Annotated in this window: 21 protein-coding genes; 4 read left to right on the top strand and 17 right to left on the bottom strand. The window is 30.6% G+C overall.

Annotated features, from left to right (window positions below; translation table 11 throughout):
* Positions 1-951 carry a carbamate kinase gene (gene arcC / locus A3M9_RS0106405; RefSeq protein ID WP_027308489.1) on the top strand — a complete coding sequence of 317 codons (951 nt, stop codon included), beginning with the start codon at positions 1-3 and terminating at the stop codon, positions 949-951.
* Positions 952-1,024: 73 nt separating this feature from the next.
* Here arcC and A3M9_RS13330 read toward each other — a convergent pair whose 3' ends face one another.
* From A3M9_RS13330 to ppaX, 6 genes are all read right to left on the bottom strand, one after another.
* A complete protein-coding gene (locus A3M9_RS13330) occupies positions 1,025-3,061 on the bottom strand; it encodes a methyl-accepting chemotaxis protein (RefSeq protein WP_035166015.1) in 2,037 nt (678 codons plus the stop codon).
* Between the two features lie 29 nt (positions 3,062-3,090).
* Positions 3,091-4,023 (bottom strand): DUF4931 domain-containing protein, encoded by a 933-nt coding sequence (locus A3M9_RS0106395; protein WP_027308488.1) that lies wholly within the window; start codon positions 4,021-4,023, stop codon positions 3,091-3,093.
* 2 nt (positions 4,024-4,025) lie between these two features.
* On the bottom strand, positions 4,026-5,477 hold the full coding sequence (locus tag A3M9_RS0106390; RefSeq protein ID WP_027308487.1) for a glycosyltransferase: 1,452 nt from the start codon (positions 5,475-5,477) through the stop codon (positions 4,026-4,028).
* Between the two features lie 9 nt (positions 5,478-5,486).
* Positions 5,487-6,440, bottom strand: coding sequence for a carbohydrate kinase family protein (locus A3M9_RS0106385; RefSeq protein WP_027308486.1), 954 nt, complete (start codon positions 6,438-6,440; stop codon positions 5,487-5,489).
* A 47-nt stretch (positions 6,441-6,487) separates the two neighbouring features.
* Entirely contained in the window at positions 6,488-7,477 is a 990-nt protein-coding gene (locus A3M9_RS0106380) for a LacI family DNA-binding transcriptional regulator (RefSeq protein WP_027308485.1), read from the bottom strand.
* Between the two features lie 76 nt (positions 7,478-7,553).
* Positions 7,554-8,183, bottom strand: coding sequence for a pyrophosphatase PpaX (gene ppaX / locus A3M9_RS0106375; RefSeq protein ID WP_027308484.1), 630 nt, complete (start codon positions 8,181-8,183; stop codon positions 7,554-7,556).
* Positions 8,184-8,371: 188 nt separating this feature from the next.
* On the opposite strand from ppaX, the gene A3M9_RS0106370 reads away from it, so the two are divergent.
* Positions 8,372-8,692, top strand: a complete 321-nt coding sequence (locus A3M9_RS0106370) for a thioredoxin family protein (protein ID WP_027308483.1) — start codon at positions 8,372-8,374, stop codon at positions 8,690-8,692.
* A 31-nt stretch (positions 8,693-8,723) separates the two neighbouring features.
* Here A3M9_RS0106370 and A3M9_RS0106365 read toward each other — a convergent pair whose 3' ends face one another.
* The 10 genes from A3M9_RS0106365 to A3M9_RS0106320 form a co-directional block, all read right to left on the bottom strand.
* Positions 8,724-10,421, bottom strand: a complete 1,698-nt coding sequence (locus A3M9_RS0106365) for an ABC transporter permease (RefSeq protein ID WP_027308482.1) — start codon at positions 10,419-10,421, stop codon at positions 8,724-8,726.
* Positions 10,396-11,295: an ABC transporter ATP-binding protein gene (locus tag A3M9_RS0106360; RefSeq protein WP_027308481.1), complete on the bottom strand. Its 900-nt coding sequence runs from the start codon at positions 11,293-11,295 to the stop codon at positions 10,396-10,398. The genes A3M9_RS0106365 and A3M9_RS0106360 overlap by 26 nt, the downstream gene beginning before the upstream one ends.
* Positions 11,295-11,675, bottom strand: coding sequence for a GntR family transcriptional regulator (locus tag A3M9_RS0106355; RefSeq protein ID WP_027308480.1), 381 nt, complete (start codon positions 11,673-11,675; stop codon positions 11,295-11,297). The genes A3M9_RS0106360 and A3M9_RS0106355 overlap by 1 nt, the downstream gene beginning before the upstream one ends.
* Before the next feature lie 18 nt (positions 11,676-11,693).
* A complete protein-coding gene (locus tag A3M9_RS0106350) occupies positions 11,694-13,343 on the bottom strand; it encodes an ABC transporter permease (protein ID WP_027308479.1) in 1,650 nt (549 codons plus the stop codon).
* A 235-nt stretch (positions 13,344-13,578) separates the two neighbouring features.
* Positions 13,579-14,037: a hypothetical protein gene (locus A3M9_RS13325; RefSeq protein WP_051350629.1), complete on the bottom strand. Its 459-nt coding sequence runs from the start codon at positions 14,035-14,037 to the stop codon at positions 13,579-13,581.
* A 55-nt stretch (positions 14,038-14,092) separates the two neighbouring features.
* Complete coding sequence (locus tag A3M9_RS0106340; protein ID WP_027308478.1) at positions 14,093-14,617, bottom strand: FmdE family protein; 525 nt, start codon at positions 14,615-14,617, stop codon at positions 14,093-14,095.
* A 164-nt stretch (positions 14,618-14,781) separates the two neighbouring features.
* Positions 14,782-15,363 (bottom strand): Uma2 family endonuclease, encoded by a 582-nt coding sequence (locus tag A3M9_RS0106335; protein WP_027308477.1) that lies wholly within the window; start codon positions 15,361-15,363, stop codon positions 14,782-14,784.
* Positions 15,364-15,416: 53 nt separating this feature from the next.
* A complete protein-coding gene (locus A3M9_RS0106330) occupies positions 15,417-16,154 on the bottom strand; it encodes a DUF1287 domain-containing protein (protein WP_027308476.1) in 738 nt (245 codons plus the stop codon).
* Between the two features lie 125 nt (positions 16,155-16,279).
* The gene (locus tag A3M9_RS0106325; RefSeq protein ID WP_027308475.1) at positions 16,280-16,720 is read right to left on the bottom strand and encodes a DUF134 domain-containing protein; all 441 of its coding nucleotides are present in this window, start codon (positions 16,718-16,720) and stop codon (positions 16,280-16,282) included.
* Positions 16,721-16,731: 11 nt separating this feature from the next.
* Positions 16,732-17,550 carry an Mrp/NBP35 family ATP-binding protein gene (locus A3M9_RS0106320; RefSeq protein WP_027308474.1) on the bottom strand — a complete coding sequence of 273 codons (819 nt, stop codon included), beginning with the start codon at positions 17,548-17,550 and terminating at the stop codon, positions 16,732-16,734.
* Between the two features lie 150 nt (positions 17,551-17,700).
* Here A3M9_RS0106320 and A3M9_RS0106315 point away from each other — a divergent pair, with 150 nt between their 5' ends.
* On the top strand, positions 17,701-18,864 hold the full coding sequence (locus A3M9_RS0106315) for an MFS transporter (protein ID WP_035166012.1): 1,164 nt from the start codon (positions 17,701-17,703) through the stop codon (positions 18,862-18,864).
* A gap of 24 nt (positions 18,865-18,888) precedes the next feature.
* On the opposite strand, the gene A3M9_RS0106310 is transcribed toward A3M9_RS0106315, so the two are convergent.
* Positions 18,889-22,311, bottom strand: a complete 3,423-nt coding sequence (locus A3M9_RS0106310) for a 5'-nucleotidase C-terminal domain-containing protein (RefSeq protein ID WP_051350628.1) — start codon at positions 22,309-22,311, stop codon at positions 18,889-18,891.
* 182 nt (positions 22,312-22,493) lie between these two features.
* Here A3M9_RS0106310 and A3M9_RS13320 point away from each other — a divergent pair, with 182 nt between their 5' ends.
* Positions 22,494-23,429, top strand: coding sequence for a PAS domain-containing protein (locus A3M9_RS13320; RefSeq protein ID WP_051350627.1), 936 nt, complete (start codon positions 22,494-22,496; stop codon positions 23,427-23,429).
* The last annotated feature ends 234 nt before the right edge of the window (positions 23,430-23,663 follow it).

Raw genomic sequence — 23,663 nt, 5'->3', positions numbered from 1 at the left:
ATGGCAAGAATAGTAGTAGCTTTAGGTGGAAACGCACTTCAAGCTAATCCAAAGGATATATCGGCAGAAGCACAACTTGAAACTTGTCACCACACTGCAAAGGCAATAGTTGATTTAATAGAGGATGGCCACGAAGTTATAATAGCACACGGTAATGGTCCTCAAGTTGGACAAATTGTTGCAACCTATGAGGCCGCAAATGCACAGGATAGCTCAAATCCTGTTATGCCATTTCCTGAATGCGGAGCTATGAGCCAAGGATATATAGGATACCACCTACAACAGGCAATAAGAGAAGAAATGCTAAGAAGAGACATTAAAAAGTCTGTTGCAGCAATTGTTACTCAAGTTGTAGTTGATAAAAACGATCCAGGATTTAAAAATCCAACAAAGCCAGTTGGTTCCTTCTTTACAGAAGAACAGGCAAAAGTTTTAATGGCTGAAAAGGGATATGTAATGAAGGAGGATGCAGGACGTGGCTGGAGACGAGTTGTCCCATCTCCAATGCCAGTTGCTGTTGTAGAAGAACCAATCGTAAAGACACTTGTTGAGGCTGGACACGTTGTTATCACTGTTGGAGGCGGTGGTGTTCCTGTTATTATGAAGGAAGATGGAACACTTGAGGGTGTTGCAGCAGTTATAGACAAAGACCTTGCCTCCGAGAAGATTGCGGAACTTCTTGATGCAGATGAACTTGTTATACTAACTGCTGTTGAAAAGGTTGCTATAAACTTCAATAAACCAAATCAAAGAGACTTAGATACATTAACTGTTGAAGAGGCTGAAAGGTATATTGAGGAAGGTCACTTTGCTCCAGGCTCAATGCTTCCAAAGGTTAAGGCTGCAATGATGTTTGCAAATTCAAAGGAAGGAAGAAGGGCTATAATAACTTCCCTTGAAAAGGCAAGAGAGGCATTAAAGGGCTTAACTGGAACAGTAGTTATAAGATAAAAAATCCGCTTTGGTTTTACCAAAGCGGATTTTTTAAGTAACAATATAAATTTATAATGAGGAACAAATCAATCTAAACCTTAAATTTTAATATAATTTCTTCTACTTTAGAAGACACATTTTCAAGTTCTACCATTAAATTTTTAACATTTTCAACAGCATTAACTTGTTCTTCCGATGCTGCACTAATTTCATTAATTGAAGCTGTTGTATTTTGAGATATATTTGAAATTTCGTAAATAGAATTTATAACTTCTTCTTTACTTTTATCAATTTCATTAACCACATCACCAAATTTACTTATTCCAAATGCAACCTCTTTAAAAGATTCATTTATTTCATTAAATATTTCAATTATTCTATTAATTCCTTGCGTCTGATTATTAAGTACTACCGCTATATTTTCCATAGCAAAGGATGTACTATTTACATTTTTATCTATATCTTTTATTATGTTTGCTATCGTATAAGCAGACTTCTTCGAGTTGTCTGCAAGTTTCCTAACCTCATCGGCAACTACCATAAATCCACGTCCTGCTTCTCCAGCTCTTGCAGCTTCAATTGCAGCATTTAATGCCAGCAGATTCGTTTGCTCAGCAATTTCATTAATATTATTTAATATAGATTCAACATTTTTTGTACTCAATGTTAAATCATTGGACATCTTTTTAACATTGTTGATATTTTTTACATTTTCATCAAATTCATTTATAATACTTTTAATATATTCAATACCACTTAAGCTTTTTTCCATTGCTACTTTAGATTTTTTTTCTAACTTTTCAAATATCTCAAGAGATTCTCTTAACTGTTTTCCAAAACTATCTACCCTGCTGCTACATAAACCTGCCATATCATTTTGTTTGTTAGCTCCCTCTAAAATTGATTGTATGCTTGCAGAAATTTCATAAATTGCACTATGTAGTTCATATACACTTGAACTTACATTACTTGCAACTTTTTTAGATTCATTGATTGTTTTCGTTGTTCTTTCAATCATAGCTCTTAAATTGTTTATCATATTGTTAAATGTATTCGATAATTTACCTATCTCATCTTTTGTATTTACATCAACACTTATTGTTAAATCTCCACTTTCAATACTCTTGGTTGCTTGTACTATTTTATCTAATGGCTTTAACAATTTATTCATATATACTATTAGTGTTAACGTAACTATTAATACAAATAAAGTTCCTATAATCAAAATATAATTTATAATTTTAATAGTATCCTTTAATAATAAACCTTTTGGAATTTCATATACCAACTTCCAACCATTTTGAGCTGTTGAATATATTATTAATTTTTCCTTAGAATTATCGTTAACATAAAAATGCCCTTGCCCCTTATTTAAATTATCTTTTTTAATTTGAACTAAATCTTTACCTATTAAATTAAGATCTGGATGCGATATTATTTTCCCCTGCTCATTTACAATATACATAATTGACCCATCATTGTTTTTAATCAGTGCTTTTGAAAATTTTAATGGACTTAAACTGATAACAAGAAGTCCCAATTTTTTACCAGAATCTAAATCTTTAACTATTGAATAATTGCTTACCGTTATATCATCAATAAAACCTAAATTTAATTTTATTGGCGGTGTCCAATAATTAGAGCTATTAGATTCTATAAATTCTTTATAATATGGAACTTTATCAGTTGTAATGTCACTTTTAATATTTGGATAACCATAGTTTATTTTGTTATCAACTATTATAAAAACATCACTTATTATATCATTTGATAATGCTATAGAAGATATTTTGCTCTCTAAAGCTTTAGTAGCCAATAATTTATCATAATCATCTTTATAATCTTTTTGCAAAGTCTCAATCAAATCTTTATCTGATAAAATTTGTATTGCATAGTTGTTTATACTTTTTGTAATATACTCAATATAATTTTTGTTTTGCTCTAATACTTGATTTGCAGAATTGATATACTGCCTTTTTGCAGATGCCATCAATACATTATATATCATTCCAAGTAAAAACAAAAAAGCTAACATTGTTAACACACTAATAATTCTTATTAATCTTATCGATAACTTCTGCTTTGAAAAAATACTATTTTTTTTAATTGTGGCAATTATATTTTCCATTACAACCCTACCCACCTTTTGTACACATTTTATTTATCCACTTTAAGTATTAATGAAGCCGTTTCTGGAGATATTACATTTGTATGTAAGCCAGTCGCTATTTCAAAACCCGCATGTATAGAAATTCTTGGACATATTCTAATTTGAAAATGATAGTACTCATTTTCATCTCTAATAAAATCAAAAAACAAATTGTATGCTACATCTCCAACATTTCTTTGTAATCTATTCAATGCATTTAAAATAATACTTCCTAATTTTCTTATTTCTTCATCATTCATATTCAATATACTACTTTTATGTATAAGTGGAGCAATAGCCATTTCATAAGGGAATATGGATGCAAAGGGGCAGTAAATTATATATTGTTCGTCAATATATACTATTCTTTCTTTATTTTGTATTTCATTTTTAATAATGTCACAAATAAAACATCTTCCATTTTGATAGAAATACTCCCTTGTTTTTTTCTTCTGTTTTATTATCTTTTCAGGCATCTTTTTTATTGCGATAATTTGAGAATGAGGATGTTCTAAAGACGCACCAGCCTCTTTCTTGTAGTTTTTAAAAATTTGAACATATTTTACATCTTGCTTTTTATATAACTCCTCACTTACTTTAATAAAGCTTTTAACAACTTTATATATTTCATCCTCACTCATTTCGTGTAGATTTTTACTATGGTCAGCTGTTTCAATAACAACATAATGATAACCTGTTATAGCACCTTCTCTACCAAGTATAGGAAATTTATTTTCTACCACTCTAACATCCCAAGGATCACCATCCCTATAAACTTCAGGTGGTGTTTGTTCTTCATTTCCTACACAAAATGGACAGTTTTCTTTGAATGAAATCTTTTCAACAACCTCTTTATCCTTATAATCCTTTGGTCTTTTTAGTCTTGACTCTACTATCAATATTTGTTCATTTGTTATTTCATTCAATCTAAACTCTGCCATAATTAATCACCTAACATTCCTTTCATTTTTCTAATTAAATTTTCTTCTTGAGCTCCTGTATAGTAATAATCTTCAATCTCTTCTCTTTTTCCTAAAGCCTCCTCAATTACCTTAAGATATCCAACTGCAGTTGCTCTCCAGGTATATTTTGATTCTACTCTTTCTATTCCAAGCCTTTTATACATATCAAAGTTATCAAGGGCTTTAATGAGTCCCTCTGCTATGTCCTCTGGATTTTCTGGATCAACTACAACTCCATATCGTCCCCTATCCACAGTCTCAAGAGTTCCTCCATTTTTTGTTACAACCGCAGGAAGACCAGCATACATAGCTTCAATTGGAGCAAGTCCAAAGGGTTCATACAGTGCTGTTAAACAAAAAACTGATCTTAGCTTGCTAAAAACCCTGTATGCAGAAGCAAGCTGCTTTTGGCCATTTATAGGGAACATCGATACCTTTCCATAAAGATTATATTGTTTTATAATTGACATAATTTCATCCATTATTTCCTTCTCTTCAACATTTAAATTTGAATAATCCTCAAAGGCATTTTCTACATTTCTTAAAACAATTACAAGATTTGCCTTCTCCTGCAACTTTTTGTTTTTAGCAAAGGCAAGAACTGCTCCCTTATGGTTTTTTTTCTTATCAAATCTTGAGGATAAAACAACGTATTGAAGATTTAATCTATCTTCAGCAATGTCTCTCCTTAAATATTTGTATATATATTCTTTTGTTTTATCATCCTCTTCTCTATATTCATAGGTAAATACCTTTGTGTTTACACCCGGTGGAATTACTTTAAACTTCTTATCATCATTTACATCAACTGCACCTTTGTAGTATTTATGACTATACTGATTATATCTTTCCTGTGCTGTTGAAACAATGTTCACATAGGACCTGTTCATCGCAATTCTCTCTGCAATTATTCTCTTTGAAAAGTTGAATCTTCTTTCAAATTCATCAAAATTTTCTTTATTGACACATAACTTGTCCATCTTTTGTGCACCAAGGGAATGGGCTGTAAAGGTAAATGGGACATCAAATATGTTTGAAAGTATTGCACCAACAAGTCCACCATCTGCATAATGAGTTGTTATTGCATCAGGCTTTGTATTTTCTTTTTTGTAGAACTCAACTATCCCATTTATAAATTCATTTGCAAGATATGGCCAAAGTTGTTCCTTTGGTAAAAATTTATCACCTCCAAAGGGTATTCTAACTACTCTAACATTTTCATTGCCGTGATAAATTTCAACATCCTTTGAAAACCCTACCCATTCATCATCAACTATTTTTCTTGTAATTATATCTACTTTAACCCCCATTTCTCCAAGAGCAAGTGCAACTTCCTTTACATATACAAGCTGTCCTCCAAAATCAGGATGCTGTGTCCAGTAGCTATCGTTATTATCAAAATTTCCTTGTGGATTGATAAACGCTATTCTCATACTAACCTCCTATATATTAAATTGTTTTATTAATTCCTCATATCTTGGCATTGGCGAAATAGCACCAATATATTTTAATTTAAAAGCACTTGCAGCAAGTCCAACCTTTACTGCATCTTCAACATTTCTGCCCTTTATTATTCCTGTATAAAAACCTGACCAAAAGGCATCTCCTGCACCTGTCGTATCCTGAACTTCTGTCGCCAATGTATTAAACTGTACCATTTTATTTTTATCTGCAACTATAACACCATCCTTACCAAGTGTCATAACAACAACATCTGCACCAAGTTCAAGGAATTTTTTAATTTGATTTTTAGGAATATCCTTCCCAAACAATCTTTCTGCATCATCCTCCGACGGCTTTATAAAATCTACATACTTTATTATTGATTTTATATATCCTATTGCATCAAAATCTTTGTCCCATAAATCCCTATGATAATTTGGATCAAAACCTATTAATGTTCCACTTTCCTTTGCAGTTTTTATTGCCTTCTCTACTACTTTTCTTGATCTTTCTCTTGATAGTGGCCACGTTGAAAAATGCATAATCCTTGTATTTTTTATTGCTTTATCTAATTCCTCTGTATATTCTATTTCATAATCTGCACCTCTATAAAATATAGGTACAGGTGTCCCCCTTGACCTTGTAACAACCACCATACTTGTTGGACAAGTTGTTCTTCCTATAAGGGATGTATCTATTCCTTCATTTTGTAGATGGGAAACAAGAAAATCTCCAAATCCATCAAATCCTACACTTGAAACTGCCCTTGAATTTAATCCTAATCTTTTAGTATTTATCACTATATTAGCGGGTGAACCACCAAAATTTTTTATATATTCTTCACTTGAAAAATCTTCAGCAAAGTCTTTAGATATCATATCTATTAATATTTCTCCAACTGTCAAAAGGTCATATTCCCTATTGCTAAAGATTATTTTTTCTTCTATATTCATTTTTATCACTCCCTCTTTGAAAAGCTTTTCAAAAATAATTAAAAAAATTATATACTACTCTGCCTTTCTATTATTTCATATTCTATAGGTATCCTTTTTTCATCTCCAATTCCATCTAAGCATTTTATAGCAGCCTTTACAGCTAATACTCCTGCATTATAAAAATCAATTTTTATAGTTGATAAGGATGGGGTATAGATCTTTGCTATTGGATTATCGTCAAATCCAACAACCTTTATATCCTGTGGTACTTTAATATTATTGTCTAATAGATATTTAATTGCACCAAGTGCCATAAAATCATTTGCCGCAAAAACTGCCTCTACTCTATCTTGCTCCAATATCTTTTTCATATTTTCATATCCAGACGTAATTGTAAAATCTCCATCTTTATATATCAAATCCCTTTGGTTTATACCATTTTCAATAGAAGCCTTTAAGAATCCAATATATCTATCATATCCAGCAGATTTATCCCAAAGTGGTCCTGTAATCATAGCAACCTTTTTTATTCCTTTTGAATATAAATATCTTACTGCATCGTAGGAGGCTTTAAGATTATCTAAATTAATAGAAATTAATGATTTATATTCAAAATCTTGCCCAAAAACCACAAATGGAATATTTGAATTGTCTAAATGTTGTTTATGTCTATCTGTTAAAATAGTACCTGCAAATATTATTCCGTCTACCCTTTTTTCTTTAAGTATTTCAAAACATTCAACTTCCCTCTCTGGTTCATTTCCTGAAGTCATTAAAATTATATTATAGCTATTTTGTCTTGCCTCTTTTTCTATTCCCTTTACAAACTCTGAAAAATTTATATTTGATATATCAGGTACAACCACACCTAATGTAAAGGTCTTATTATATAGTAATCCTCTTGCCAAGGCATTTGGTTTATATCCTGTTTGTTCTAATACCTCTAAGACTCTCTGTCTTTTTTCCTCATTTACATTGGCACTATTATTTATAACCCTTGATACAGTTGCAGGCGAAACTCCCGCCAATTTTGCAATATCCCTAATGTTTAACATAGCAACTCTCCTTGAAAAGCTTTTCATATTTAATTTACCATATTATAATTCAACCTTCAACTAAAATTTAATCTATCTATATTATCTCCAAAAGTTGCCTAAGTCCATCAATAACAAAATCAGGATGATAGCTTAAAACTTCATTTAAATCAAGTACCGTATATTTTACAAGACAAGTCTTTGAACCTGCATTTTTACCACATTGAATGTCATAGTGGCTATCCCCTACATATAAAACTTCGCTTGGTGATATGTCAAGTCTTCTACAGGCCTCAAGTAGAGGTTCTGGGTTTGGTTTGTGTTCACTTGTGTCCTCCATTGCAATTATTACGTCCATTAATTCAAGCAAATTAAAATACTTAAGTCCCCTCTCTGCCATATGCTTTCTTTTAGATGTTACTACACCTATTTTAATTCCTCTATTTTTAAGCTCCTCCAATGTCTCCTTGGCATTATCCATTAGCTTTATCATACTGTCGTGTTTTTCTTCATTGTATTTTACATAGGTTTCATACATCTCCTCAACCTTTTCCTTATCATACCTTTCAAGAGTTAGCCTTAATGGTTCACCAAAATATCTCACTATTTCTTTATCATCTAAATCTCTGTTTAAATGCTTTTTTATGGTATGTTTATAGGATGATATTATAAGCTGATTTGTGTCTAAAAGAGTTCCATCTAAATCAAATAAAACTGCATTAAACATATGCTCCCTCCTAAAAAACTAACTTATAATCTATCATATCATAAATACATATTATTTCAAAACCTTGTAAAAATAAATGATAAGATATTGTTTCTGAACAAAATATTAAAGTATAATGGTAGATATTATTTTTAAAATCATATATAATATATCGTATTATAATGATATTATGGTAAAGAGGTGTTTTTATGGTTCTTTCAACATTAGACTCTATTAAAAATTTTATAAAAGAAAATACAATGTGCATTGTATATTTTTCAAGTGAGGCTTGCAGCGTATGCCACGCACTCTATCCTAAAATAGAGGAGGCTTTAACAAACTACCCAAATATAAAGCTTGCAAAGGTTGAGATTACAGACGTTCCTGAATCTGCTGGAGAATATTCTATATTTACATTTCCTACAATACTTATATTTATAGACGAAAAAGAAATAGCCCGAAAATCAAGAATAATAAGCATTGATGATTTTCAGGCAACTGTTGATAAATATTATTCACTTGTGTTTTAGTTAACAAAAGGGATTCGCCCCTTTTGTTAACCTATTTAATCAGCTCATCTATCCATTTATTATTTGTATCTATTACATATGCTATATATTTGTATTTTTGACCGTCATATCCATAATATATTTCAATACTTCCCTTTGACTTTTCAATTCCATCAAAAATTATTTCGTCTTTATACTGGTAGCTATTACTTAATATATCTCTTTTTAGGTTATTCACTACAAATTTAATCTTGTCTTTGTCATTAATTTCAACTTCATTTTTATCCTTGATAAATATCATAACCTTATCGAATTCCTTATCATCTATATTGAATATATTATAATTTATTTTCTTATAACCCTCATCCAAAGATATTAATTTCATATACTCATTATATTTACTGTCAAAACTTCCTTCATAAAGTCTTTTTATTTCTCTGCCATTTTTAAGTTTATATACTATATAAATATTATCTGATTTACTATAATCCCTTTTAAGGGATGTGATATGTTGCTGTAGAGAAAGTATTTTTTTAATTGTTTCTTTGTTTGTTATATGAAACCTTGGTGCTTTAAACTCATACTCCATATCGTAAATAATCTTTTTATTATTAGATATACACACACTCTCAACATCTTCTAACTTTGGAGGGCTGTGTCTAAATATTATTTCCGTTTGACTAATTAGCAGAAATATACACCATATAGACACAACAATTAAATATCCCTCTAAATTTCTATAAACTTTGAAATTCCTTTTTAATAGTGCCTCAGATAAATAATATCCGAAAAAAGCACCTATTAATCCCCACATAAATACTGTAAATATGTCTCCTTTTGCTATCATTGTAGCTAAACTTGAAACTCCAAACATTAACAATGCTGTATTAAAATATTTTAGTGCTTCGGCTATAGAATCAAAAACGATTAAATTTGTTGCCTTTTCGTTTTTCCTTTTTGTAAAAAGTACATAGGATAGTAAAAAATAAATTAGTATTGTTAAAATCAAATATATATATCCAGCAAAACCTGCTTTACTAAATACAATTTCGCTATTTAACCAGCTCAACAGTGGAAATAAATAAGCTATAAATGACTTATTTGATGTTAAAAGTGTTACACTATCCTCCAAGTGCAAACCATAGAAAACAACATTCAAAAATGAATTTAGAACACTTATGAAAATAAAAGGGATAAAATTAATTAATAATCCACTTGATATATGAAACAATGAGTTTGATGTAATAATACCTATTACTAAACTTTGTAAAAAGAAAATTATGCAAATTAATAGAAGCATTATATAATAATTTAATATTATACTCTTTTTCATTAATTCATTTACACCAAATGCAAAATAAATTGCTTCCGTTATTAAAAAATTAACAAAGATTGGAGTAAAAAACAAAACAAAACCCGCAAAAAACTTATTTATAAAAATATTCTTCTTTGAAAATGGCAAACTAAAGATATGAATGTTACTTCTATACCCTTGTACTTCACGGATTAAAAGCATACCTACTAAAATACTTAAAATCAATATACAAAATATAAAGTAGTCTGATTGATAATTAAACATTTGTGTAAAGGTAAATATTAATTCTTCCTTATCTGTTACCTTTGATAGTGAAATTAGCATATTTAAAGGTATATTTAAAAAGATTAGAATTAAATACATAAGGCCTACAACCCAAAACCTTTTTAAATCATTTTTAAATATTGAATTAATAGTTGATGTTCTCATACTCATACCCTATCCCCTCCATTTCATACATAAAAATTTCCTCAAGCGTAAGTGATACAATATCAAATAAAATTGGATTATAGGATTGGATAGTTTTTTCAATCTCAATCCTTTCTCCTTCAACTACAAGCACCCACATTCTCCCCTTTTGTACAGCTTTTATTAGCTTTATCCTTTTCATTAGCTCTTCAGGCATTCCATCATTAAAGGCAACTTCTACTTTAAAAATACTGCTTTTTAGTTTTTCTACTTCTTTTTCTAAAATTACTTCTCCACTATGGAGTATTGCAACATAATCACAAAAATCCTCAAGTTCCCTTAAATTATGTGATGATATTAATACTGTAAGTTGTCTATCTATAACCTCCTGGAAAATCAATTTTTTCACTCTTTGCCTTATAACTGCATCAAGGCCATCAAGCGGTTCATCCAAAATTAAAACATCTGTATTTGTTGATAATCCAAGCCATATTGCAACTTGCTTTTGCATCCCCTTTGACATATTCCTAACTTTTTTGTTTTCATCTATTTTAAATATACCCCTTAGCCTTTCATACTTAACCTCATCCCAAGTTTCATATACTGTTTTATAAAAATTTGCCATATCCTTTACTGTATATCCTGGATAAAAATATGGATTATCTGCTATAAAAAATATCTTCTTTTTTGCCTCAACATTTTCATAAATTTCTTTTTCATTCAAAGTCACAGTTCCTCTATCCTTTTCAAAAATTCCTGTCACCGTCTTTAATAAAGTTGTTTTTCCTGCACCATTTGAACCAATAAGTCCATATACTACTCCCCTTGGTATATATAGGCTTACATTCTTTATTGCCTCAAAATCATCGTATTTTTTATAAAGTCCATTTACCCTTAACATTATCTTACCTCCTTAATTTTTATAGCATCTTCTAAAACCTTTATAAAATCCTCCCTGTCCATTCCTAAATAAAGCCCCTCAAGCATAAGCTTCTTTACCTCTTCTAAAATCTTTTCTATCTTTTCTTTGTTAATATCTCTATCCTTTAAAGGTGCTACAAAGCTTCCTTTACCAGGTATTGAATATATATATCCTTGATTTTCAAGCTCCCTATAAGCCTTTTGAATTGTATTTGGGTTTATTGTTAAATCATTAGATAGTGCCCTAACAGATGGGAGTTGCTCGTGCTCCTTCAACAACCCCTTTATAATGAGTTCCTTTATCTTTTCAAATAGCTGTTCATAAATAGGAACTCTACTTCTCACATCAAGTTCAAACATAAATTCACCTCCATTTCCCTACTTTATCACCTCTTCAATCCATTTGTTACCTGAACTTATTTGATAATCTAAAATTTGATTATCTCTGTCTATTCCATATTTTTTATAATATTGTGGATATAGGGTAATTCTTATTGTGCCTTCAAAAGTACTTAAATCATATCTATCATTCAAAATATCCTCCCTTAAGTTTTTGCATACATAATTTATTTTTTCGTTATCCTTTATCTCATATGTTTTATTTTTATATATAACTACAACATCCTTTATATGCTCTGGTTTTATACGCAAAATATCATATTCAATAGTTTTAAAGTCTTTATCCTTTGATATTTGCTTTAAATACTCTTCTTCCTTTATTGTATAGTCTGTTAAATATTTTCTTTTTACTATTGAGCCATCCTTTAATTTATAAACAATGAAAGTAGAATTAACTTCATAAGGAATCTGCTTTAAACCAATTAAATAATTCTGTAACTCAATTATTTGTGCTATTGTATTAGGATTTCTTATAAGGTAATTGAAATTATTTCTTTCAATAGATTTAAATTTATGCTGTTCTATTGTAACGTACGCTCCTTCAACCTCCTCAACTTTAGGTGGCGTATGGCGATAAACTATGTCTGTTTTACCCAGAACAAATATAACAATAATCATTAATAATACATATACATAAAATCCCTTCATATATATAAAAACAACTATTTCCCTATGAAGCACCATTTGTGAAACATAATGTCCTAAAAACGCACCTATAAAACAACCTATAGTTACTCCTATAAAACTTTTAGGCAACATATTAATTATAATTATTCCAAATATCAACATTGTAATAAAAGTCACAACATACACAAATACAGGTTCTAAAAATTTAAATACAATTAATCTATTAATGTTCTCATTTTTTCTGTATAAAAACAGTGCAAAGGATAAAATGAATATAAAAATTATGCTCATTAAAAATAAAATCAAGTCCTTGCTCTTAAATAACTCTAAAGTTAAACCTGCCATTATGCTAAATGGAAAAAGATGTGGTAAAATTGTCTCTTTAAACTGTTCATACCTACCAATTAAAATGTTTTCTAATAACATATTCAAAAGTTTTACAATACCATAGGGCAGTACGCAAAAAGTAAAACTAAAAAGAGCATTAAGAAGATTATTTGTTGTCATTGTTGAAAATAAAACGCTATACATAAAAAAGATTGTACTTAAAATGAAAACTAAAATATAATACTTTAATATACTTAATTTTAAAATGTTGTAGTAATTAGTTTTCAATAATAAGAGATAACAAAGTATAACATTAAATAGACAGGCAATTAATATAAGAAAAATACCTACTAAAACTTTATTTATAAAAATTTCCTTTTTGGTAAAGGGCAGGCCATATAAATGATTATTGGAGCTATAATTTTGTGCTTCACTAAATATAACAACACCAAGTATGATTGAAAAAATAACAATACCTAAAATATATATACCATTTTCTGAATTAAATCTAAAAATAGCATATGGGTTTATGTCCTCTATATGTTTAGAATAGCCAATTAGATTAAACAGCTTAATCGGTATAAATAAACTTAAAAACAACCCATATATCAATCCAAACAGTCCAAATCTTTTAAAATCGTTTTGAAGTATCGGATGTATATGCCCCCTTTTCATTCTAAACCCTCCTTAATAACCTTTTTTTAAACACATTCTATTACATTTATTAATCTATTTAGTAGAATTCAATAACCCCTCCCCCTGTATTACGTGTATTATCTGTATTATTTTGTTTAGTACAGTTATATTATATTCTACTTCTTTGTTTTTGTAAATACTTTACTGTAAATATTTTCTTAAAACAAAAAAGACGAAGCATTTTTCTACTTCGTCTTTTTATTACTTATATACTTTATTTCATATCTAATTTCCCAAGCTCACCAAAATCCCCCTGCATCTTATCAAACAATTCTTTCCCTACAAAAAACTTATATATGTCCTCTGCCTTCTCCTTTATATTAATATCATTAAACCTTTCTGGATAAACTGTCTTTCCTATAAAGTAAGCATTAACTAAAGCTGTATCAATATTAGTGCTATAAAAATTATATGGTAACTGTGAATAAACATTGCCCTCTTTAAATGCAGTAAGTGAATCATAGAATTTTGTATTTTTACTATAATCCTGTTTAACTATTTCAAGTCCACCTAAATCAATAAATATTATATTTGGGTTCCACTCAACCAACTTTTCCTTATCAATCATAACACTTCCTGTTTTTCCTGTTTCATCTGCAACGTTTTTAATATTTAATGCTGTAAAAAGTGAATATTTACCCTGTGTACTTTCTATACCGTGCATTCCCTTCATTCCAAGAGCACCAATTTATACAGTAGGTCTATTTTCATCATTTCTGCCTGCATTTTTACCATCCCCTTGTATATTCCTTAAAGCAGTCTAAACAAACCTTCTTATTGTTTTGAATTCTTATTCTATGTTCCGCAGTAGCCTCTCCACATTCTTCACAAACTATACTGTTAAAAAGTCTTGCCCTTTCAGGAAGCTTAGTATTTAAAGGCTTTATGTCAAATACATCCTCTTGTGGTGCCTCTAAAATATACTTTTGTCTTTCTTCCCTTGACATTTCTCTATTTGAAGGTCTTAACACTACTCTTATTCCTTCACCTGTCTTTCTTTTAATAAAAGAAAAGGCCATTTTACCTCTGTCTTTAAATAATAAATTACCCTTTCCCATCGTACATCCTGTTATAACCTGTACAGCATCAACACCACAGGCATCATTTTCAGTTATGCATACAACCTCCTCATCTTTAGAAAAGGTTAAATTAAGTTTTTCTACTGCAATTTCACAGGCTCTAAATCCTATTGCAAGCCCTGGGCACTCGTGTCCGTGAAACTCCACACATTTTTTCCACAATTCTTTATTCATACCTCAACCTCCTAAATAATTTTTATTAGTAAAAAAATACAAAAAATAACCCACGAAGGATTTAACCCTTCGTGGGTTTAGCTCTGTTTTAAAAATCTTACCTTATGTGGAACTTCGTGTTCCTCATCTATGTTAACAAAATATAATATTTTAGTCAATATAAATTATTTTTTAACAATATCACTTAATTTAACCTCATATCCCTGCAAAAACTTAGAACTTATGATTTCTGTAAATTTAAAGATAAAAGGTTCTGAGTATTGATTGTTTTCACCTAAAGTGTATATCATTATATGCTCCGTATTAGGATTTATAATCCAATATTCCTTAACATTAAACTTCTCATATAAATAAAGCTTTTTCACATAATCAACTGATGCATTCGATGGTGAAACAACCTCTATTATAAATTCAGGTGCTCCTATACAGCCCTTATCATCTAACTTTGTTTTATCGCATATAACTGAAATATCCGGTTGAACTACATTTGTACAGCTATCTTCTGTCTGACCATCATCTATTAATCTAACATCAAAGGGGGCTACATATACTTCACAGGATAGTGAATTACCTTCTATATAATTTCCTATACTTCTTGATAATTCAGTTATTATCTTTTGATGAATTCTTGAAGGTGCCGGAGTCATAGCATAAAACCTTCCATTAATAAGTTCATATCTATTGTCATCTTCTTTGTTCTTATAGTCGCTATAAGTATATATTTCAAGTCTTTCAGGCAATACCATAAAATCACCCCTATTTGCCTTTTTTATAATTGTACCACAAATTTATCAGTAGATTAATCTACTTTAGGAAATCTGTAGTGCCCTACTATTTTTGGATACCACCATAAAAGATCATCCGCCTCCATTGCATAGGGACCTGCGTTATGAATTAGATAAGGTATTCCATCATCTCTTCGTTTATCAGATAAAATACCAATATGCCCAGGGTTTTTGAAAACAACAATATCTCCACCCTGCCACTGTTTCAAATTTTCTTTGTCATAGGGTTTTAGCTCTAATGTCAATTTAGTCGCGTGCCTTTTGAAAAAAACGTCTAAATTAGGAACTCTTCTAAAATCAATATTAGGATCTGGTTTTCCATTAACTCTTGGATATAGCCTTAAATTATTTTTTATGTCATTATCCACCATCTTTTTTAGGTCATATCCTGCATTTTTAAAGGCTCTCCAAATTACATCTGTGCATACTCCCTCTGTTTCTGGTGGATATCCTCCTTGATAATAGGCACTTTTATATATAGGTCTTCTCTGGGCTTCAAGCCTTGCACCTTCTACTATATCATCTAAGTCATATATACCGTCATTATCTTTATCTATAGGAATAACTATCTTTTCTACCTCAACAGTTTTTAAAATAGGCATATTATTTAAAATACTATTATCTACTATGTTTTCTTGTTTGTTTTCTTGTATTTTTTCTTGAACTTTTAAACCTATAGAGTGTTTCCTAAAAAATAAAATACAAATTATTACTAAAATAAAAGCAGATACTATTTTAATTTTGTTTTTCATAAAATTCACTCCATTTACATTTATTTCTATATAAGTATAACTAAAAATATAAATTTTTACAATTAAAATATAGTAAAAAAAGTATAAAAAATAGGTTTCATTTGGTGGTTAACACCAAATGAAACCTATTCCTCACATCTACACCACTTTTTACACTTCTCAGCCTTTTTACTACACATAACTTTATTAGAACCACAAACAGGACACTTTGTTTTGTCATATTCAACATTTATATCATATTCATTGCCGCAATCAAAACACTTAAATTTACAGCGCTTTGTTACAAAATGCCCTCCTCCAATTCTTATTGCCTTTCCTTCTGTTAGTGCTATCGCTACCTTTTTCCTTGCACTATCTATGATGTTTTGAAAGGTCTGTCTTGAGACATTCATTCTCTCTGCACAGTCCTCCTGATGAAGCTCTTCAACATCCTTCAACCTCATAGCCTCAAGTTCTTCGACCTTCAAAACCACCTCATCTAAGGAGCATTTTGGAACATTTGCTGGGACAAAATACTCCTCCTTTGGTAAATTTTCTACCATTCTGTATTTAGTAGGTCTTGGCATATACCCCTCCATTAATTTAATTTTTTCATTATATCTAAAACAATTGGTGTAAATATTTTATCAAATTCTATTCTATCTTGTGTTAAATCATTGTAATTATTTAGACTTTGAGTCATTGGAAGTTCGCCTAAAATATCAACTCCCATTTCTCTATATTCTTCCTCTGCCTTTTCTGAATTAAATAGCCTTATCTTTTTTCCACAATCTGGGCAGTTAATATAACTCATATTTTGTATAACACCTAAAATATCAATATTAAGCTTTCTTGCCATATTTATTGCCTTCATAACTATCATTGTAACTAAATCCTGAGGAATTGAAACCATTACAACTCCATTTATAGGAATTGACTGCATTACAGTTAGTGCAACATCAGATGTTCCTGGAGGCATATCTATTATTAAATAATCTAAATCCTCCCACAAAACATCAGTCCAAAATTGAGTTATTACACCAGAAATTACAGGCCCCCTCCATAAAACAGGCTGATTTTCATCCTCCATTAAAAGGTTAACTGACATCACTTTAATACCATCTTCAGTTTCAACAGGTAGTATATACTCCTCTGTTCCCCTTGCCTTCTCTCTTATATTAAGAAGTCTTGGTATACTTGGGCCTGTAACATCTGCATCCATAATACCAACACTATATCCTAACTCATTTAGTTTTTTAGCAAGCAGAACTGATACAGTTGATTTACCAACCCCACCCTTTCCACTCATTACTGCTATTACCTTTTTTATTCTATTGTTTGGATTTATTTGTACCATACAAGTTTCTTTGTCCTTTGAACAGGATGAATTTGAAGGACAAGTACTGCAATTTGACATAACATCACCCCTTTTTAGCATTTGCTATTATTAGAATATACCTATTTAACAAATATGTCAAATAGATTGTTGACAAAAATGATATATTGTAATAATATGATATTGTTATATTATTATTTAATTATTTTCTTATATTTCGGAGGTGTTATAATGACAAACAAAGATAAACAAACCATAATTATAGTACTTGGTTTAATGGCGTTTTTGGCCAATGGAGACAACTATGCTGCTGCTCCACTTATAATAAATATTGCAAAGGATTTAAATTTAAGTTTAACAACTGCCGCAGTATCTGTTACCGCATATATGCTTTCCTTTGGTCTATTTACAATCCTATTTGGACCACTTGGAGACAGATTCGGAAAAACAAAGATTATAAACATTGCTGCCTTTGGTACAGCAATATTTAGTATGCTTGGTGCCTTTGCATTTAACTTACCTTCGCTTGTATTCTTTAGAGCAGTAAACGGTGCCTTTGGTGCTGGTATATTCCCTGTTACTATGGCACTTGTTGGAGAAGTTTTTGAACCACAGGAGAGACAAAAATCCATAGGTAAGGTTATGGGTATGATGTTCTTAGGTGGTGCATCTGCAACACTTATCGGGGGAGTACTTGCATACTTTGGTTCTTGGAGAGCTGTTTACTTTATATATGGACTTGGAGAACTTATACTTGCAATAGTAATGCTAAAGAAACTACCAAAACTTCCTGGAAGAATTGATAAACTAAATTTAACTGGTATTTATAAGCAGGCACTTTCTAATGGTAAGCTTATAGCTGTTGTGTCAACTATTATGCTTGTTGGATTTAGCGTATTTGGTAGCTTCACATATACTGGAAAACTTGTTCAATCTAAGACAGGATACAACATTTTAATTGTAGGTATTGTATTAACTTCCTTTGGTATTGCAACGGTTATAGGTGGAAGAATAGCACCAAAGCTTAGAGCAAAACTACAAAATAAATTCCTTTTAGTTTTAGGATTAACAGGTTCAGTATCACTTTATCTACTTTCTGCAGCTAATTCAACAGCTTTAATAGTAGTTGCTCTATTTGGATTTGGTCTTGCCTTTGTTTCACTACAATCAACACTTGTTTCAACAGCACAAGAAACTATGCCTACACTTAGAGGTACTGCTATGTCCCTTGCTTCCTTTAATATGTTTGTAGGTGGTGCAATTGGAACAAGCGTAAATGGGAAAATAATAAATCTATATAATAACTACAGCTATGTATTTATTGGTGCATCAATTGCAATGCTTCTTGTTTCCTTCATAGCGACATATACAGTAAAAAACGCAATGAAAAAATAAAGCAGGCTTTCGCCTGCTTTATTTTTATGCTACTTTTTTCTTCCTTCTTGAATCGTGGATTACAAATGCAGCACCTATCATAATTGAAGCTGCACCTGCTCCAAATAGGGTTGTTATGTCTACTACTGAACCTGTCTTTGGTAATTTACCATCTTTATTTTGTTCAGCTCCTTCATTATTGGTTGCTTCCTTATCATCTGTTGTTTTATCATCGTTTTGTATTTCATCATTAGTTGTATCTTCAGTATCCTTTATTTCTTCAACCTTTGTTGTGCTTAACTTCCAATTCTTTTCTACAGTATTTGCAATTGTTCCATATTTCTTGAAGTATTCTATCATTAAGCTTCTTACTTGTCCATCATCTCCAAGTGCCTTTTGTGAATCATATACAACTATACTTGGATCTGTATTACTTATTCCAGCAGCAGCCATAAATCCACCGCCACCATTGTATCTGTAGTTGTTAATTGCTACTGTAAATACATCAGTATCCTTTATTAATTTACCCTTATATCTTAAATTCTTAATTCTATTTCCAACAGGTTGTGTTAAATCAATATCGTATGTTGCACCATATAATTGGTCAAGATTGTAATCAGGAATGTTTAGTACTGGATCCTTTTCTATCTTATCTGTTGGGCTTTGAACTTGCTTATAGTATCTTGCTGACCATTCTAACCAGTCCTTCAACTGCTTTCCTGTCATCTTTATACCATATAGGAAGTTTTCATAAACATATACTGACATAATATCTTGTATAGTTACATCACCTTGTGGTATATAAGCCTTTGAACTTAATGGTGCCGCTATTGAAAGTTGTGTTCCTGCTGCTTCCATCTGAACTTTATTTATAAGTTCCATTATAGCAGTAGGTTCTATTGTTTGATTTAAACCTGTAAATTCTCCTGTAGCCTTTCCTACAACTGTTTTAATATATTCTATAGTCTTATCTTGATATGGCTTAATTAAATTAACAATCTCTATATCTTCTTCAATTGTGCTATCCATCTTTACGTTCTTTGCTGATACTGAATATGTTCCATCTTGATTTACATAGATATCAATTTGTGATATATATTGTGCCCATTTTCCTGGTTCAGTAACTATCACATTCTTTCCTTCAGGATTTTTATATGCATTTTCTGTAATTAAGCTGTGTGCGTGTCCTGCAACAATTGCATCTATTCCGCTTACATTTTGAGCAATAGCCTTAATTTGGTTTTCTGGTATTATATCTGTTTGTTTTTCTTCTCCGCTGTGTGCTGATACTATTACAACATCAGCACCCTTATCCTTAACTTCCTTAACCCACTTCTTTGCCTCTTCAACTAAGTCTTTAAATTCTAATCCCTTGTAGTTTTGTGGTGATTCCCAGCTTGGTATAGTTTTAGTTGTAAGCCCTATAACAGCTACCTTAACTTCCTTCCCATCTACATTAAAGGACTTAATAATATATGGTTTTACAAAGTTTTCTCCATTTTCTTTATACGTATTTGCAGATAATACATTAATATTATTTTTCTCTGCATCCTTAATTACTCTATTTAAAGTATCAAGACCATAGTTATATTCGTGGTTTCCTAATACCCAAGCATCATATCCCATTGCACCCATTACCTTCATCATTGGATATTCTGCTGTTTTATCTATCATATTGTAATAATAAACAAGTGGTGTTCCTTGAATTGTATCTCCATTGTCTATTAACATTACATTTGGATTTTGAGCTCTTAGGTTTTTAACAAAAGTTGATACCTTAGCAAGACCTTGTCCAATTTCTACTCCCTTTGAATCAACTGGTGGCTTTCCTGTAGCATAATCAAAGTTTAGCACATTTCCGTGAACATCTGATGTTGCAACTATTGATATTGATTTTTTAAGATTTGTTATTCTATTATTCATAGTTGTTTCTACTTTTCCTGTTTCTTTAACTGCATCAATTAAAGCATCTCTTACTAAAATAAATGTGTTATTCTTTGGATCTGCACCGCCTGCTCCTACAAATGCTGTGAATCCATCTCCACCTGTTGCCATAAAATCATTAGTAACAACCACTAATTTTTCTGTATCTGAAATTGTTTTACCATTTTCTCTTATAATATCAACAACTCTGTCTCCTGATGGTCTTGTCGGATCGTATTTTACCTTTAATCCTGAAACTTGTATTCCCTTTCCAGCATCCATAAAAGCTTGTTCTAATACTGCCTTTAATTGTGCCTTTGTCATTTCAAGTTTAACTAAAGTATTGTCAAAGGGCATTAAGTAGAAAATTGTACCAACAGTTATATCCCCTGCTGGAATATCTATTCTTATACCGCCATTATTTTGAAAAGCAACATCTGCATTTAATTTCTTTCTCATTACATCTGTAACCCAGTTTCCAAGATATGATTCACCGTATGGGCTTTGTTTTTGTGTTCTTGTTAAGTTTTTATCTGTATAACCAATCTTGACATCAAATATTGGCTTTAAGTCTTGATATGCCTTATCTACTATAGCTTGTACCTCTGCATCATAAACTGGTTCTGCTGTTTTATACCCTGAAGCATTATCAAGTGCAATATAACTTCCTGTGAAGCTTGGTTTGCCATCCTTAACTGTCATTTTTACGTGAATATAGCCCTTTCCACTTGAATTTGCTATATACACCGGAATACCATTTTCTGCCTGTGTATAAACTATTGTATGTGAATGTCCTCCAAATACTGCGTCAACACCCTCTAACTTATTTGTTATATCAAATATCTTACCTGTTTTGCCTGTCTTGTCGCTTCCTTCGTGAATTAGTGCTAATACAACATCTGCCTTATTGTTATCTCTTATATCCTTAACAACTGCATTTATTTCAGCTACTTCATCCTTAAACTCAAAGTTTTCTACATTTTTAGGAAGAACTATTGTTGGGGTTTCTGTAGATATAGCACCAACAACTGCTATTTTTAAACCATCCTTTTCTAAAATCTTATATGGTTCAAATACTCTTTTTCCTGTTGTTTTGTCATATAGATTTGAACATACAAAATCATATTTAGCAACTGGTTCTTCCTTATGCATATTTACGATTTTGTCTAATCCCCAATCAAATTCGTGATTTCCAAGTGCAGTTACATCAAGTCCTACATTATTTAAAAATTCTTTAACTGGTTTTCCTAAAAGTACATTTGAAACAGGTGAACCCTGATATAGGTCTCCGCCGCTTAGGAAAATAAACCTATCTGGATTTGATTGTTTAACCTTTTTAATTCTGTCTCCTAAGACAGCTGCAACCTTGTTATTAGAAGAATCCTGTAAAGTTCCGTGAAAATCTGTAATTTCAATGATGTCATAAACCTTTTCAGTTGTCTCTGCCTGTGCTAAGGTTATAAGTCCTGGTTGTAACATCGACAAAATCAGCAACAAACTAAGTATAAAACTGGTAACCTTAGCACCAATTCTTTTGATTCTCATATTTTATTCCCCCTTCATTTTTTTGGTGCATTATCTATTATATTACTTTTATTTCATTGTGTAAATATTTCGAATAAAATTTTAGAAATGGTTTTCTGTTTTTTATGTTTTAAAATATTTGCAGGATTTTTTTCACAAATGTTGAATTATTTATATAGAAACAAATAGGAAGGGGAAGGGGCATGCAAAGTTTGATATGCGAAAAATCACTTTATATACTTGAAAATATGCCTGTTTTAATAGATGCTCTTGATGAAAATGGAAATATAATTCTATGGAACAAGGAGGCTGAAAGGGTAACAGGATATTCTAAGGAAGAAATAATAAACAATCCCGATGCCTTTAAGCTTTTATATCCTGATGATACATATAGAAGCTATGTTTTGAGCCTTGTTCCAGAGCTTGAAAATAACTTTAGAAACCTTGAAACCACTATAACCTGCAAAGATGGGAGTCAAAAGGTTATATCTTGGTCAAACGTTTCATCCTTATACCCAATTGAAGGATTATCCCTTTGGGCTGTTGGAGTTGATATCACTAAAAGTAAAAAGGCTGAGGAAAATCTAAAAAACATTACAACTGAACTATTATCTATAGTTAAAGCCTTTCCAGACCTTTATTTTAAAATAGATAAGGATACAACAATACTTGACTTTAGAACCTATAATAGGGATGATTTGTATGTATCTCCAGATAAAATAATTGGAAATAAAATAATAGATATGCTGCCAATGGATGTGGCACTTCTATATAAATCAGCAATTGATTATACATTAAGTACAAAAAAAATAAAATCAATTGAATATAGTCTTTCCTTTGATTCTTCCAAACAATACTTTGAAGCAAGGATTGTAGCACTAAACGAAAATCAGGTTATTGCAGTTGTAAGAAACATCACAGAAAAAAAACTCATAGAAATTAAAAATTTAGAGCAGCAAAAAAGATATAAGTCCTTTTTTGACTACAGTCCTGATATGCTTTTAGAGGCAGACATATACTCTGGTTATATATTTGTTGCAAACCCTACTTTCTTTAAAATAACTAAAATTGATAAGAATGAACTTGAAGAATTTACTATATACGATTTATTTAACTTAAATTCGGCAAGTGAACTTTAAAAAAGTTTCTACTTGCCATTTTTGTTTTATTTATGAATAAATTTACATTTATTATAGCATTTTAGACCGTTAGGTCTTTTTTTGAGTATACTTAATAAACCCAAATATTATTTGGATTTTTAAGGTAATTTATTTTTTTATTTTACTATTATGTGTATACTGCTATCATTTTTCTACTAAATACATGTATTTGTTTTTGAATATGAGTAATGATTTTTTCTAATAAGCAATTAT

The organism is Caloramator sp. ALD01, assembly GCF_000472625.1.
Taxonomy (GTDB): domain Bacteria; phylum Bacillota; class Clostridia; order Clostridiales; family Caloramatoraceae; genus Thermobrachium; species Thermobrachium proteoclasticum.
This window is presented reverse-complemented; position numbering and strand designations above follow the sequence as displayed.